We start from the raw sequence: 14,181 nt of genomic DNA, 5'->3' as shown, positions 1-14,181 counted from the left end.
ACAATGGAAGCCACAGGTATCGCACTGCGCATCGGCGCAACCTTGTTTTTCACAGTCATGGTCGTGTTTGTGAAGCTGCTTGCCGACGAGGTCCCGTTAGGCCAGGTGGTGTTTTTTCGAAGCGCCGTCGCCCTGATACCACTGGTTCTGTTCCTGATGTGGACACGGGACTTTCCTAGCGGTTTGCGGACTAAACGACCCCTGTCCCATATTGCCCGCTGCCTACTGGGCTGCACTGCGCTGTTCGCCTCATTTGCTTCGCTAAAATACCTGCCGCTCGCCCATGCGTCGATCATAGGCTATCTGGCCCCGGTCCTGGCAGTGGTTCTGGCGCGATTCTTATTGGGTGAACAAGTGAACGGGATGCGCTGGTTTGCCGTTGTCCTGGGGTTCCTGGGAATGCTCGTTCTAGTGCTGCCTGGCTTGACTGCTGCGACACCGGATCAACCCTATTTGATCGGAGCAGGCCTGGCCTTCGCCATGGCGATCTTCACGGCCGGTGCCAAAATTCAGATCCGCAGCCTTGCTCAAACGGAAAACGCCGGAGCCATAGCCTTCTACTTTGCGCTGACCTGTGCAGTGGCTGGGGGAGTTTCTGTGTTTTGGGGCTGGGTCCAGCCTGACTTTCTGCAGCTGGTCTACCTCTGCGGTGCAGGAATTGCAGGTGGCATTGCCCATATCATGATGACCCTTGCTCTGCAGCACAGCGAAATCTCAAAACTCGCACCATTCGAGTATCTGTCGCTGATTTTTGCCGTTTTAGCGGATTTCATGCTGTTCCGGCTTGTCCCAGACGGTGCTTTCTACCTTTCGACGCTGATGATCCTGGCCGCGATGTGGGCGATTACATTCAAAGACCGTGCAAAAGGAAGATCACCTGGACGGGAGCCAAGCAAACAAATGTAGGCTAGTTGCCTCACAACATAGTCTTTCATTGGAAATACCATAAACGACGGCTTTTTGCTGATCACGAAGTATGAAAATGGCGCAGGCGGCGAGCCAACTTTTGACCGCAAAGGGGCTCTCTTTTGCTGACTGCTCACGCGGCGAATCCGATGGCTCTGAGGCAACAGAAGCGGCCACCCAGAGTTACGGCCAAGTCCTTGAAATCGTGCGACCTGGAACGGTGACCAGACGTTCCCGTATCGGCAGCAGATGTTCGTGTGGCAGACGGCGAAATTTGACTGTGAGCCCAACTTGCTCATTGGCATTTCTCGCTGCGCGCGCTTGCTGCACACTGGATATCGCAGATGCAGAAAATTGCGCGCTGCCCCGCGGCGTTCAACGCGGCCATTGATCGGCGTTGCAGCATAGGTTGATCAGAGACGGATCAGGGACCGGACTTTGCGGATATTGGCCGCATTCGCAGCATGGCTAACCAGGAGCGGCGGTTTTTTAGCAGGAAGCGTGTGTGCTAAAGCCCTGTTCAGCCAAAAAACCGCTATACCCTTGTAAGTGTCCGCTCCATCAGGTGATACCCTGTTGGAGCAATCTGTTCACGGAACTCAGGATCATGGCTGACCAGCAGAACCGCCTGGTCAAGCTCTTTCAGAATCTCAGCCAGCCGTGCATAATTTTCTGGATCCAGCGCGTTGGTCGGCTCATCGAGTATGAGCACTTCCGGTTCCATTGCCAGAACCGTGGCCAGCGTCACCAGCCGTTTCTCACCGCCCGACAGCTTGTGGGTGACCCGGTCACGCAGGTGCATCAGCCGCAGGCGTGACAGTATTGCATCAACCACCGCCAGGGCTTCCTGCTTGGACTTGCCTAGGTTCAGCGGGCCGAAGGCGACATCTTCGGCCACAGTCGGGCAGAACAGCTGGTCATCGGCGTCCTGGAAAACGAACCCCACACGGCGGCGCACTTCGTGAAAATCCGGTTCGCTGTTGCAAGGTTTTCCGAATGCTGTGACAGAACCGCTATCGGGTGCAATCAATCCCATGATGATTTTTAGGAGCGTGGATTTCCCTGCTCCATTTGGTCCGACAATCGACAGCCGTTCTCCCGCATTGAGCTTCATCGAGGCGCCTTCCAGCACCGGATCAAGCCCAGGGTAGGCAAAATGAATATCATTCAGATCAAGAAGCGGCATAAAAGGCCTCTGCCCAGATCAGGGCGGCAAGGGCGGCGGTAAGTGCCGCGGCAAACAACAGGTCCGCCCTGCGCAGGCGGAAGTCTTCCAGGAGGATGATACGGCCGGAGAAGCCCCGGCATTTCATCGCCGCCAGAATGCGTTCCGACCGTTCAATGGCGCGCACCAGCATCATCCCCACCAGATAGCCGTAGCTGCGGTAGGTGTGCCAGTTGGTGCCGGGGCGGAAGCCGCGCAGCTTCATCGAGGTGCTCAGGCGCTGGTATTCCTCGCGCAGGACATCGATGTAGCGGATAGTGAACATCATCAGATGCACCAGCCGCTCCGGCGTCTTGAGGGCAAAGAGAGCATGTCCCATCGTCACGGGCTCCATGGACCCGGCCAGCGTCATGACCGCCAGGATGACGGCATTTGCGGTCAGGGCAATCTCGGCCGCGCGCCGCAGGCCTTCCCAGCTCGCCTCCAGCCCCCAAACAGAAAGGACTGGGGTGCCCGGAACAGTGAACGGCAGCAGCACCAGCATGAAGATGATGAAACTGTCCATCATCGCCATCCGCTTCAGCGTCTTCCGGGGCGGCAGCCCGGAGAAAGCCAGTAGCCACATCGACAGGCCAAGCGCAGCTGACAGCACCCAAAGGTTGCTAAGGGAGACCACCACAACGGCATAGACCGCGGTCATTACGATGCGCATCCGCGGGTCAAGCGCGGTGACCTTGGCGCGGAAGGCACCGATGCCGCTGAGCGGTTTTTCATCGCCAGTCAGGACATAAGTCATGCTTTGCCACCGATCCTGCGCCGTGCGGCGATGTAGAAGCCCAGACCAAAAAGACCAAAGATGTAGCCGATGCCGCCAAGCACGGATTGGAAATCCGACTTGTTCTTAAACGCGGTAAGCTCCAGGCGCAGCGGGCGCAACTCGTTGCGCATCATGGTGGCAAGCTCAGCGCGGGTCTGATCGGACAAGCCGGCAGCCGTGTAGGCCGGAGTGATTGCTGCGGAGCTGGCCGCTGCAGACGTTGCTTTGCTGGGGCTTTGGCCCAGGATCTGCGCGACGTCCGCCGCATCCATCATCATTTCAGCAACATGGCCCGCGCCCAGATCACCGCGGAAGATATGCGTCACCGGTTCTGCCGGGGTGAACAGGAAGAAGCCGTCAGCGTCGGTCCTGGTTTCACCCAGTTTGCCGCCAGCTTCGTCAAAAACCTCGATCAGCAAGTCCGGAGCCATATCACCATTGGAAAAGCCGACCTCGCCCTCAATGTCCGACCCCGATGGAAACACCGCAGAGATCACATTGTGCGCCAATGCCGGCAGCGGTGCCAGCAGGGTGAGGATCAGAACGCAGGAGCGGATCATGCCAGGCTTCCTTTCGTGTCAGCAAACAGTTCGGGTTTCACCCGCCGGGCCAGGAAAATGGCGGCGCCGGACAACAGCGCCTCGATCAGCATCACCGGGATATGGGAAAAGAACACAAGCTTGGCGGCAAGGATGAACTCGTCACCGGACAGCATCAGCGATACTGCAACTGCGAGGGTCGTGAGGGCAATTGCTGCACCGCCGCCAATGCCGCCCCAGATCGCCCCTTGCAGCGGCGAGCCGCGCGCCACCAGCGGCCGGAACATCAGGCCGACCAGAACAGCAGGCAGGGCAATATTCACCGCATTCACGCCCAGCACGGTCAGCCCGCCGAAGCCAAAGAAGACCGCCTGCAACAGCAGCCCGACAAACAAAGCCGGGAATGCGGCCCAGCCCAGCACCAGCCCGGCAAGCCCGTTCAGGATCAGGTGAACCGAACTGGGCCCGATCGGGACATGGATCAAGGAGGCCACAAAGAAACTGGCCGAAAGAACACCTGCCGCAGGAATTCGCTCCAGCGGCAGGTTGCGCAGACCCATGGCAATACCGCCGACGGCGGCAACCGCGCCGCCGATCACAACCGGGTTCGACAGTGCGCCGTCTACGATATGCATCGGTCTACTTTCACTTCAGCTCTTCTGCGTGGATCCACAGAACAGCATCCTGGCTGAGTTCCTTGCCGTCGTGCTCGGTCGCCGGACCGGACCCGAGTGCCGCAAAGCCCCAGTAGCCTGCTTTCGGAATGCCAAAGGAAAAAACGCCGTTCTGGTCGGCGATGGCAACAATTGCGCCGCCCGGCATCTCACCCACGGTGGGATCAGTGGTTGAGAATTTTTCCAGATCCGGCTCCGACGCCATGAACTCGACTTCGATCTCGGCACCCGGAACCGGCTTGCCGTCCGCCAAAACCTGACCGGAAAAGGTGGAGCCTACGATGACGTTATAGGGCTTGTTCAGCGGCAGGATCTCGGTCGCCAGGCCAGCCGGCTGGTCCCAGTCTGTGGGCAGCGTGTTGCGGTTCAGCACGACCTTGGAGATCTGCTGGATATAGATGTCTTCACTTTCCTCGTAGTAAGGCGAAGGGACCGTCACCACGACATAGTCGCCGGACCGCTTGACCGGGACCGAGGCCTTGTAAGCCGAAGCTTCGTTTTCAGCCCCTTTGAAGGTGGCGGGTTCCAGGCGGTCCGACAGGTCGGTCTTTTCACCTTTGTGGATCATGAAAAACTCTTCCGGCTTGCCCATGTCCATCGCATGGCCGTTGGCCATCGGGTGCCAGAACACCAGGCCCATCGGCACGTCGCCGGGCTTTTCGATCAGCGCTTGTTCAGTGTAGTTCAGCTGGAAATGCGCCGAAGCGGTAACCGGCAGGGAAACGGCCAGAGCAGCGGCCAGGTAGTTCAGTTTCATTTCGTCCTCATTCGACGATACAGGCGCACCTGCAATCAGGAATGAACAACGGGGAGTAGCGGCACGGAAACGCCTGAACGGCACACGCGCCAGACGCGCACCCCGGCGTCCGGTGGAAAAGGGCAGTAACCCCGCAAGCGGAGCCTCAGTCCCCGTGTCCGGCAGGTCTCCTGACTCGCGGGTCCTGGCTCGGCTGGCCTTCCCGGGGATGTTCCCAGTGGCGTATTCAGCGTCACTCACCGCTCACAGTTGCGGGGGCAGTCACGGATTTGGTCCCTTTTGGGTACGCCGCACCGTGTTCCCTATTTCTTCCGCTGCGCATTGAAACACTCGCGGAACCGGTCACCTTGGCTGAATGGCAAACCGGAATTTCTGAGTCAAGAGAATCATGTTCTGTTCACTTGGCCGTCCGGTGCCGATGGTTTTTCTCCTGCAGTGCTGCAGGGATCAATAGGCAGGCATGTTCCTATCAGAGGAACGGGGAAACACCGCTGCCTTTCGAAGTTTTTTGTATGCGTAATCAATCATCGTCACTTGAAAAATTGGAAAGGCAAATTCGGCGATATGGATGCCAGCCCAAGGCCATTTCTACTCAGGTTGCGAATTCTCCCGCTTGACAGAATAAGTTCAGTTTGCCTAAGTCCCGACCATTCTGGTCCGGCTGGGAGACCACCCGGTTAAAAGGGAACACGGTGAGGTGTAGCCAACAGGCGCCGAATCCGTGACTGCCCCCGCAACTGTGAGCGGAGAGCAATGCTGCGGTATGCCACTGCCCCAAGGGGCGGGAAGGCGCAGCAAAGCCTCGACCCGCAAGTCAGGAGACCTGCCAGGATGATCACCCTATCGCGGTGCGGGGCGCGCCGAAGATAACGGACCTTCCGTAGTGGTGGCAGTTTTCACCGTCTGCGGGGGCATTGCCTTCCAAAGACCAAAATTATGAACATGCTGCCAGGTATGGGCAGCCGCTTGGCCTGTGCTTGCTGCGTGGGCCGGGAGGAATGGAATATGCGCAAGGCAAGCCTGTCCCTGGCCGCCGCCCTGGCCGCCGCCCCTGTAATCGCAACCGCTCAGGATGAAGAAGTCACCGATCTGGGGGAGATCATCGTCTCCGGCGGCTTCACGCCGGTCGAGGCCCAAAAATACGGCCGCTCAGTCTCAGTCCTGACCAGCGAAGAAATCGAAGATCGCGGTATCACCACCGTCCGGGACGCGCTGCGTTCGGTCCCCGGCCTGATGGTGAACGGCTCCGGCGACAGTTTTACCCAGGTCCGCATCCGCGGTGCCGAAGCCAATCACACGCTGATCCTGATCGACGGCGTCGAAGCCTCGGGCGGTGACAGCGAGTACATTCTGTCCGGCCTGGACACTGCCAATATCGAGCGGATCGAAGTCCTGCGCGGCCCGCAGTCGGTGTTCTACGGCTCCAACGCCTCCGCCGGTGTGATCAACATCATCACCAAGTCCGGTGGCATCGGCACGGAATACGGCGGCAGCGCGGAAGCGGGGTCCGACGGCTACCGGGCCTCGGCCCGAGTTTCGTCGCGGACCGAGCGCGGCGGTATCGCCTTCAGCTTCGCCCATGACAATGACGACGGCTATGACACCTCGGGCGATGGCGGTGAAGAAGACGGCATCCGCCGCAATACACTGCAATTGAAAGGCGACTACCTGGTCACCGACCGGCTGAAACTTGGCTTCAACTTCCGCACGTCGGATGAACGCTATGACAGCGACCGCACCTCCTTCACCGCAACGGATGCGGCTAGCTATGTCGTGGATGATCCGACGCAATTCAGTGACCGGGATGAGCAACTGGCGCAAGTCTATGCTGAACTGGACACATTGGGCGGCCGCCTGAAACACCGCCTGTCAATCGAACGCACTGACTTTGACCGGTCCTTCAATGGCGGCACCCCGACCGAGACCAAAACGGAAGCAGCAAAGTACCTGCTGAGCTTCGGCCTGGACGGGCAGTTAGCGGATCAAGCAGACCACCTTCTTAACGCGATGCTGGAATGGGAAAAGGACTCCAGCAGTTCCAACCCGGCCTTTGCGCGCGAAACCAATTCGATTGCCCTGGAATACCGCGGCAGCTTTGCCAACGGCCTGGACCTGCAGCTCGGGGTGCGCCACGACAACAACAGCGTATTCGAAGACGCCACCAGCTGGACCGCCAGTGCTTCTTACACTTTTGCAGACAGCGGTGTGCGCCTGCACAGCTCGGCTGGAACCGGTGTTGTGAACCCCTCTTACTTTGAGCTGTTTGCCAACAGCACATTCGGCTCCACCACCTATCTCGGCAATCCGAACTTGCAGCCGGAGGAAAATCGCAGCTTCGATTTCGGGATTGAGGTGCCGTTCCTTCAAGGGCGCGGCCTGGTTGATGTGACCTATTTCGACGAGACGCTGACAGGCGAGATCGAGAGCTACATGGTGAACGCAACCACGTTCTCCTACCGCAACCAAGCCGGTGACAGCGACCGCAAGGGTGTTGAGCTGGCAGCAAGCCTGGAAGCCAGCGAATACCTCGATCTGCGTCTGTGCTACACCTATCTGGACGCCACCAACCCCGATGGCTCGGTCGAGATCCGCCGCCCGGAGCACGAGCTTCTGCTGAGTGCCACACTGGATACTTTCAATGGCCGCGGCTCTGTCACCGCGGACATCCGGCATGTGGCAGGTAATTGGGACAGCCAGTTCTTTGGCTCCTTTGCCACAGCTGAGCTGCCGGATTACACCACCGTTGATGTGGCTGCTGAGTATGAGCTGACGGATAACGTGGTGCTGACCGGGCGTGTCACCAACCTGTTTGACGAGGACTACGCGGACGTCTGGGGCTACGCCAAACGCGGCCGCGCCGCCTATGTCGGCGTGCGGGCCTCGTTCTGATCCATGTGCTGGCTGCCCGGCATAGCCCTGGCCCTTTTGTGGGCCGCCACCGGCGCCTTTGCCGGGCCGTCACGCGTGGTGTCGATGAACCTCTGCACCGACCAGCTGGCGATGCTGCTTGCGGCACCCGGCCAGCTGGCCTCGGTCTCCTACATCGCGCGGGACACACGCGCCTCGGCCATGGCTGACGCAGCCATGGCTTATCCCGTCAATCACGGGCTGGCTGAGGAGATATACCTGCTGCAGCCTGATCTGGTGATTGCCGGCGCCTATTCAACACCTGCCACCACGGATATGCTGCGCCGTCTTGGCGTGCCGGTGGTGGTGTTCCAGCCCGCCAGCTCGCTGCAAGATGTGCGCGCGCGTATCCTGCAGATGGGTCGGGTTCTGGGCCGCGAAGAAACGGCCCGCGCACTGCTGGCAGACTACGACCAGCGGCTGGCAAAGCTGGGGCAAGCCGGACCGGAGGCACCACGCGCCGGGCTTTATGCCGCCAACGGGTTCACTTCCGGCAGTATGACCCTCGCGGGCCGGATCCTGCGCGCGGCGGGGCTGCGCAATATCGCGGATGAGCTGGGCTATGCGCACTCCGGTCATATGCCGCTGGAACTGCTGGCATTGTCGGCGCCCGAATTGCTGATCGGCACGTCGCCCTATCCGCGCGCCTCGCGCAGCGAGGACAATCTGGCGCATCCGGTGGTGCGGCAGCTGGCCGCCCGCAGCGGCGCCGGGCAGATGCGCGATGCGGATTGGGTCTGCGGCACCCCGCATGTGCTGCGCGCGGTGGAAACCCTGGCCGCAGAGCGCCGTCTGTTCATGGAGAAGGAGATCCGGGAATGACCCGTCTGATGCTGACGCTGGCCGCAGCGGTGCTGGCGCTGTTCCTGCTGTCGCTCACGGTGGGGCCGGCTGATGTGGGCGCTGGCGAAAGCCTGGCCGCTCTGTTTGACGAGGGTTACGGGCCGCTCACCCTGGTGATGCGGGAAATCCGGCTGCCGCGGGCGCTGCTGGCAGTGATTATCGGCGGCGGGCTGGGGCTGGCGGGTGCCGCGATGCAGGGCTACCTGCGCAACCCGCTGGCTGAGCCCGGGCTGATCGGTGTGTCCTCCTCGGCGGCGCTGGGGGCGGTGCTGGCGATCAACACCGGGCTGGCGGCCAGCCTCACCTTGGGCCTGCCGCTGGCGGCGCTGGCCGGTGCTCTGGCAGGTGTGTTTCTGGTGATGGCGCTGGCCGGGCCGCAGGGCGGCTCGCTGACGCTGATCCTTGCGGGCATTGCGATTTCGGCGATGGCGGCGGCGCTGACCTCGCTGGTGCTGAACCTGTCGCCCAACCCCTTTGCCGCCAATGAAATCGTGTTCTGGATGATGGGCTCTCTGGCGGACCGCTCAATGCTGCATGTCTGGCTGGTGCTGCCCTTTGCGCTGACAGGGGGCGCGGTTCTGCTGACGCTGGCGCGGGGTCTGGATGCGCTGACCCTGGGCGAGGATGCGGCGCAGACCATGGGGATGAACCTGAACCGGCTGCGGCTGCTGCTGGTTGTCGGGACGGCCGCCATTGTCGGCGGCGCCACTGCTGTGGCGGGCGCTATCGGCTTCATCGGCCTGGTGGTGCCGCATATCCTGCGGCCGCTGGTGGGCGGCCAGCCGTCGCGGCTGCTGTGGGCCTCGGCACTTGGCGGCGCCATCATGCTGCAACTGGCGGATATTGCCGTGCGGATCATCCTGCCGTCGCGGGACCTGAAGCTGGGAGTGGTTACCGCCCTGGTCGGCGCGCCGCTGTTCCTGCACCTGATCTATAAGACGCGGAAGGGGCTGGCATGAGCGTGCTTTCGGTCCGGAACCTCTCCGTCACCTTGCGGAACCGCCCGGTGCTGCGCGATGTGTCGATTGAAATCCAAGCAGGTGAGTTCGTCGGCCTGCTGGGGCCGAACGGCGCTGGCAAAAGCAGCCTGATGCGTTCCGCCCTGGGGCTGATCCCGGCGCAGGGGCACAGCTCGCTGGCAGAGATGAGCGCGGCGGAGCGCGCCCGCGCGGCGGCCTGGATGCCGCAATCGCGCGAGATTGCCTGGCCGATCCCGGTGGAGCGGCTGGTGGCGCTCGGCCGCCTGCCGCATCTGCCGCAGGGGCTGCGGCTGCCGCCTGGCGATCAGGCGCTGGTCGATCAGTCGATTGAGCGCATGGGGCTCGGCCCGTTCCGCCAGCGCGCTGCGTCGCGCCTCTCGGGCGGCGAGCAGGCCCGTGCGCTGATTGCCCGCGCCCTGGCGCAGGACACGCCGCTCTTGATGGCCGATGAACCTGCCGCCGGGCTGGACCCGGCGCATCAGATTTCCACCATGGAGGTCTTTGCCAGCCTCGCGGCTGAAGGCCGCGCCGCGCTGGTCTCGCTGCATGACCTGGGGCTAGCGGCGCGCCATTGCACAAGGCTGATCCTGCTGGCCGAAGGCAGCATCCTCGCCGAGGGGCCGCCCGCCGACGTGCTGACACCGGGCTTGATGGCCCGCGCCTTTGGCATCTCGGTCTGGCATGAGACAACGGCGCAAGGGCCGGTGTTCCAGCCGCTGGAGGTTCTGTAATGGGCGCGCTCACCCTGGAACGCCCCTGGATCGAGTTTGACCTCGGCGCCGAAATGCAGGTGCTGAGCTGGGCGGTGAACCGCCCCGGCCTTGTTACCGCCCGCCGTATCCTGTGGCGCGAAGTCAGAAACAGCGACCTGCCGCGTGATCTGGATGTCACCGAGTGGTTCGCAGGTGAACTGGCGCAGAGGGGCAGCGAGGATGCCGTGGCCTTCCTGACCTCGCGGGATGTGCGCCGCTATTGCGAGGCCTCAGCCACTGTAGAAGGCATCAGCGCACATGCGGTGGCCACTGTCGGCTTGTCCAATGCCGAACGGGCCGGCAGCCGGATGGACTACGCCAGCCGCAACTGGGGCACCATCAGTGTCGCCCTGCGCCTCTCCGAAGGGCTGACCCGCGCCGGGCTGATCGAGGCTATGAGCATTACCGTCCAGGCCCGCACCGCTGCGGTGATGGAGGCGGGCATCGTCCTGCCAAGCGGAACCGCGACCGGCACCGGAACCGACTGTGCCGCGGTGGCGGCCCCGGCTGGCGCAAACCCTTATGCCGGGCTGCACACTGCCACCGGCGAAGCCATCGGCAAAGCCGTTTACCAGGCCGTCCACGCGGGCGCCTTGAAATGGAAAACAACCAACAGGAGGGCAGCACATGCCTGAGCTTCAACAGGTGCTGAAAGACGCGCTGATGCAAGAAGATTGCGGCTGGAACATGGGGTCCTTTGGCGCCATTGCCGAGTTCCACCATGTCTATGGCGACCCGGCCCCGCAGGAGCATGCCGGGCTTATGCAGGTAACCCCCCGCGGCGGCGTGCGCATCGACACCCTGGAAGGCGTGCGCCCGGTCGCCTATGAGACACTCAGTCCAAAGCCGCACCGCTGGACGCAAGCCGTGTCGCTGTGCTTGCCGCACGATGACGCCGCGATGAACCAGCGCGGTGCGCTGACCGCGCTTGGCCCCGACGAAGATGCGCTGCGCGGCGAAGACCGCGGCGCCCAGTTGTTCGACATGGGGCTGGGCCAGTACCAGGCGGATTTCTGCATCCGCACCGCCGACCCTGAGCTGCTGGAGGTGCTGAACGAAAACGCCGGCCGCTCGCTGTTTGAGCACGGCAACCCAGCGATGGGGGCAATCCTGAAGCACCATCCGCACCGGGTGCTGCTGACCCGCCTTGGCCGGGTCGAAGTTTATCAAATGATCGGCGGTCCCGACACCGGCGGCAAGTCTCCCGAAGGCCCGCACACCCATGTGCTGCCCAAACTGCTGCGTGCCGAGCGCACTCATTCCGCCAACACGCCCATCCCCGAAGGCTGGGTGCCCTGCTGCGGCGTCCATCCTGAGAACCCGGTGATAGGCCGCCTGGGCGAGGACAAGGTCTTCAACCGCGCCGCCTTTGACGCGTTCCGGAAACTGCTGAGCACTTGGGGCGCCGAAGCATACTGCCAGGGCAAGCAGGCGGTCTGGGAGCTGCTGGAGACGGAAATTCCGGCTGAGGATGCCGTAGAGCCCGACACCCGCGAAGGCCGGGCCGGCTGGCGCAATGGCATCCGGCAATGGCGGGTGCTGCATGGTCCGAACCGGCTGACCGAGGCTTACGCCGAACGCTTTGACCGCGGTGCTGAGCAAACCGACCCGGAAAATCCGGGCCACTGACGGAGGCTGCGATGTCCCTTGCCCCTCTCCTCGAGTTCATGGCCCGCGGCGGCCCCGCCCTGTGGGTGATCGCGGCGCTGTCGGTGCTGACCTTGGCGCTGTTCTTCTGGCAGGTGATCGGGCTTGCACAGGCGGGCGTCTGGCGCAAGCCACGGGCTGAAGTCTGGCTCGATCAATGGAGTGCAGGGGGCACCCCGCCTATCAGCGCGGGCCGCACGCCGCTGGATCGGCTAACGCAGTCCGCGATGCGGGCACGTCTGACACCTGAGTTCAGCTCGGTGACCGCGGAAAAGGAGACCACCCGCATTGCCAAGGCAGAGCTGGCGGGCCTCCGCCGCGGCCTGCGCCCGCTGGAGCTGATTGCCGCCATAGCGCCTCTGGTCGGGCTCCTTGGCACCGTTCTGGGAATGATCGGCGCGTTCCAGGCCCTGCAGGAAAGCGGCAGCGGCGCTGACCCTTCGGTGCTGGCCGGCGGCATCTGGGAGGCGCTGCTGACCACGGCGGCGGGCATGGCGGTGGCAATCCCGGCCTCGGCTCTTGCCTCCTGGATCGAGGGGCTGGCTGAGCGTGAGCAAGCCGCAATGGAGGACGCCGCCACCCGTGTGTTCACTGCGGCAGCCGCCCGTCCGGCACTGCGGCACGCCGCAGAATGACACTTGCCTTTGAAACACCGCGCGCGAAAAGGCGCCTCAGCCTCGCACCGATGATCGACGTGGTGTTTCTTCTGCTGGTGTTCTTCATGCTCGCCTCGCAATTCGGCCGCGACCGGGTGGTGCCATTGGCCATGGGCGGCGCGGGCAGCACCTATCAGGGGCCGCCGCGGCTGGTTCTGGTGACTGCTGAAGGGCTGCGGCTGAACGGGGTTCCAGTGGAGGAAGAAGCCCTGGCGGAGAGGTTGACTGCGCTGACCCACAAGAAATCGGATGCGATCATCCTGCAACCGGACGCCAACGCCTCGCTGCAGCAGCTGATGGATGCGGCTGGTCTGCTGTCCGGAGCCGGCTTCACCGGCCTGGTGGTGATGGAGTGAGCGGCATGAATTTCTCGACCCCCCAAAAGCGGCAAGCAGGCGAGCCAATCCTGCCGATGATCAATGTGGTGTTCCTGCTGCTGATCTTCTTCCTTCTGTCCTCACAAATCGCGCCACGCGCGCCCTTTGCGGTGACCCCGCCGGAGCTGGAAAGCGGTGAACCTCCGATGCGGGAGGCGGTGCTGTTCATGGCCGCAGACGGCCAGCTGCATTTCTCCGGGGCTGAAGGCGGGGACGCCCTGGCCGCTGTTGCGGCGCAGGCAGCAGAACTTGAGGTCCTCACACTGCGCGCCGATGCCGGGGTGCCTGCCCGCGAGGTTGCGGCGCTGATCGCCCGGCTGCGCGACGCAGGCATCAAGGCTGTCAGCCTGACAGGCACAGGCTCTTGACCCGGCGCGCCTTGTTCCCCGCCTGCCTTGCCGCCGCCGCTGTGCTGCACGCCTTGCCATTTCTGACAATGCGCGAGGGTGGCACAAGGGCAGCCGGCTTCGGCAGCAGCGGCAGCGGGCAAGTGACACTGGCGGCCGCCTCTGAGGCGCTGACGCAGCAGGTCTCTGACTGGAACCGTCCGCCGGAGATCCACACGCCAGCGCCTGCCAAGGCTCCGGCCGACCCACCGCAGCAGCCTGTGCAGGCTGCCGCTCCGGCTGCGCCTTATGCCCCGCACGCTCCGGCAGCAGTCAGTTCGCCTGTGCTTGCCGCTGCACCCGCCGCGGACACAGCACCTGCGCGGCAAGTATCACCGCCGCCTCCACCACCTCCGCCCGCTGCAGCGGCACCCGGCCCATCCCCCGCACCCTCAACGGAAAGCATGCGAGAGCACGCTGTCGGCAGCAGCCGCCAGCAGGCCAAGGGCGACGGTGGTGCGGATGCGGCCACCACCGGAGATTCAAGCCGCACTGCCAGTCTCAAGAACCGCTGGGGGGCCGCAATCATTTCGCGGGTCGAGCGGCAGAAACGCCCGCCCCGCGGCGGCGGGGAGGGGACAGTGCGGCTGCACCTGACGGTCTCAACCCAGGGGCGTTTGATGACCGTTTCTATTACCCGAAGTTCCGGCAACGCTAAGCTAGATCAAGCGGCAATAGCCGCGGTAAAAAGAGCCCGTGTGCCGCGTGCTCCCAAAGCCCTGGCGCCCGGCAGCTACAGCTTCACATTCCGGACGACATTTACCGGCTGATTGAA

At 63.0% G+C, this 14,181-nt stretch carries 16 protein-coding genes and 2 riboswitches; of the genes, 11 read left to right on the top strand and 5 right to left on the bottom strand.

Annotation, left to right across the window (positions count from 1 at the left end):
* Window positions 1-3: 3 nt before the first annotated feature.
* Window positions 4-906, top strand: a complete 903-nt coding sequence (locus RA25_RS12160) for a DMT family transporter (protein WP_019294582.1) — start codon at window positions 4-6, stop codon at window positions 904-906.
* A 535-nt stretch (window positions 907-1,441) separates the two neighbouring features.
* Here RA25_RS12160 and RA25_RS12155 read toward each other — a convergent pair.
* The 5 genes from RA25_RS12155 to RA25_RS12135 are packed head-to-tail and all read right to left on the bottom strand — an operon-like array spanning window position 1,442 to window position 4,858.
* Window positions 1,442-2,092, bottom strand: coding sequence for an energy-coupling factor ABC transporter ATP-binding protein (locus RA25_RS12155; RefSeq protein WP_019294583.1), 651 nt, complete (start codon window positions 2,090-2,092; stop codon window positions 1,442-1,444).
* Entirely contained in the window at window positions 2,079-2,867 is a 789-nt protein-coding gene (cbiQ, locus tag RA25_RS12150) for a cobalt ECF transporter T component CbiQ (protein ID WP_039172616.1), read from the bottom strand. Before cbiQ ends, RA25_RS12155 begins: the two co-directional genes overlap by 14 nt.
* Complete coding sequence (locus RA25_RS12145; RefSeq protein WP_039172612.1) at window positions 2,864-3,448, bottom strand: hypothetical protein; 585 nt, start codon at window positions 3,446-3,448, stop codon at window positions 2,864-2,866. Before RA25_RS12145 ends, cbiQ begins: the two co-directional genes overlap by 4 nt.
* Complete coding sequence (gene cbiM, locus RA25_RS12140; protein WP_039172608.1) at window positions 3,445-4,062, bottom strand: cobalt transporter CbiM; 618 nt, start codon at window positions 4,060-4,062, stop codon at window positions 3,445-3,447. The genes RA25_RS12145 and cbiM overlap by 4 nt, the downstream gene beginning before the upstream one ends.
* Before the next feature lie 10 nt (window positions 4,063-4,072).
* Entirely contained in the window at window positions 4,073-4,858 is a 786-nt protein-coding gene (locus RA25_RS12135) for a DUF4198 domain-containing protein (RefSeq protein WP_019294587.1), read from the bottom strand.
* A 143-nt stretch (window positions 4,859-5,001) separates the two neighbouring features.
* A riboswitch (cobalamin riboswitch) is annotated at window positions 5,002-5,216 on the bottom strand.
* A gap of 278 nt (window positions 5,217-5,494) precedes the next feature.
* Window positions 5,495-5,703, top strand: a riboswitch (cobalamin riboswitch).
* A gap of 160 nt (window positions 5,704-5,863) precedes the next feature.
* Between RA25_RS12135 and RA25_RS12130 the strand changes: the two genes are divergently transcribed.
* The 10 genes from RA25_RS12130 (at window position 5,864) to RA25_RS23490 (ending at window position 14,176) form a co-directional block, all read left to right on the top strand.
* Window positions 5,864-7,747, top strand: coding sequence for a TonB-dependent receptor plug domain-containing protein (locus RA25_RS12130; RefSeq protein WP_039172607.1), 1,884 nt, complete (start codon window positions 5,864-5,866; stop codon window positions 7,745-7,747).
* Window positions 7,748-7,750: 3 nt separating this feature from the next.
* The gene (locus RA25_RS12125) at window positions 7,751-8,587 is read left to right on the top strand and encodes an ABC transporter substrate-binding protein (protein ID WP_039172605.1); all 837 of its coding nucleotides are present in this window, start codon (window positions 7,751-7,753) and stop codon (window positions 8,585-8,587) included.
* Complete coding sequence (locus RA25_RS12120; RefSeq protein ID WP_039172603.1) at window positions 8,584-9,567, top strand: FecCD family ABC transporter permease; 984 nt, start codon at window positions 8,584-8,586, stop codon at window positions 9,565-9,567. Before RA25_RS12125 ends, RA25_RS12120 begins: the two co-directional genes overlap by 4 nt.
* The gene (locus tag RA25_RS12115) at window positions 9,564-10,319 is read left to right on the top strand and encodes an ABC transporter ATP-binding protein (protein ID WP_039172600.1); all 756 of its coding nucleotides are present in this window, start codon (window positions 9,564-9,566) and stop codon (window positions 10,317-10,319) included. The genes RA25_RS12120 and RA25_RS12115 overlap by 4 nt, the downstream gene beginning before the upstream one ends.
* Window positions 10,319-10,975, top strand: coding sequence for an adenosylcobinamide amidohydrolase (locus tag RA25_RS12110; RefSeq protein WP_039172598.1), 657 nt, complete (start codon window positions 10,319-10,321; stop codon window positions 10,973-10,975). The genes RA25_RS12115 and RA25_RS12110 overlap by 1 nt, the downstream gene beginning before the upstream one ends.
* A complete protein-coding gene (locus tag RA25_RS12105; protein ID WP_039172595.1) occupies window positions 10,968-11,969 on the top strand; it encodes a DUF6925 family protein in 1,002 nt (333 codons plus the stop codon). The genes RA25_RS12110 and RA25_RS12105 overlap by 8 nt, the downstream gene beginning before the upstream one ends.
* Window positions 11,970-11,980: 11 nt before the next feature.
* Window positions 11,981-12,622 carry a MotA/TolQ/ExbB proton channel family protein gene (locus tag RA25_RS12100; protein WP_039172592.1) on the top strand — a complete coding sequence of 214 codons (642 nt, stop codon included), beginning with the start codon at window positions 11,981-11,983 and terminating at the stop codon, window positions 12,620-12,622.
* Window positions 12,619-12,999, top strand: coding sequence for an ExbD/TolR family protein (locus tag RA25_RS12095; protein WP_039172589.1), 381 nt, complete (start codon window positions 12,619-12,621; stop codon window positions 12,997-12,999). Before RA25_RS12100 ends, RA25_RS12095 begins: the two co-directional genes overlap by 4 nt.
* A gap of 5 nt (window positions 13,000-13,004) precedes the next feature.
* Complete coding sequence (locus RA25_RS12090) at window positions 13,005-13,388, top strand: biopolymer transporter ExbD (protein WP_039172587.1); 384 nt, start codon at window positions 13,005-13,007, stop codon at window positions 13,386-13,388.
* A 68-nt stretch (window positions 13,389-13,456) separates the two neighbouring features.
* Window positions 13,457-14,176 (top strand): TonB family protein, encoded by a 720-nt coding sequence (locus tag RA25_RS23490; protein WP_446720376.1) that lies wholly within the window; start codon window positions 13,457-13,459, stop codon window positions 14,174-14,176.
* Window positions 14,177-14,181: the final 5 nt, after the last annotated feature.

Origin of the sequence: Leisingera sp. ANG-S5, from assembly GCF_000813925.1 — a bacterium.
Taxonomy (GTDB): Bacteria; Pseudomonadota; Alphaproteobacteria; order Rhodobacterales; family Rhodobacteraceae; genus Leisingera.
Note: the sequence above shows the minus strand (reverse complement) of the source record. Positions and strands in the feature narration are given on the sequence as shown.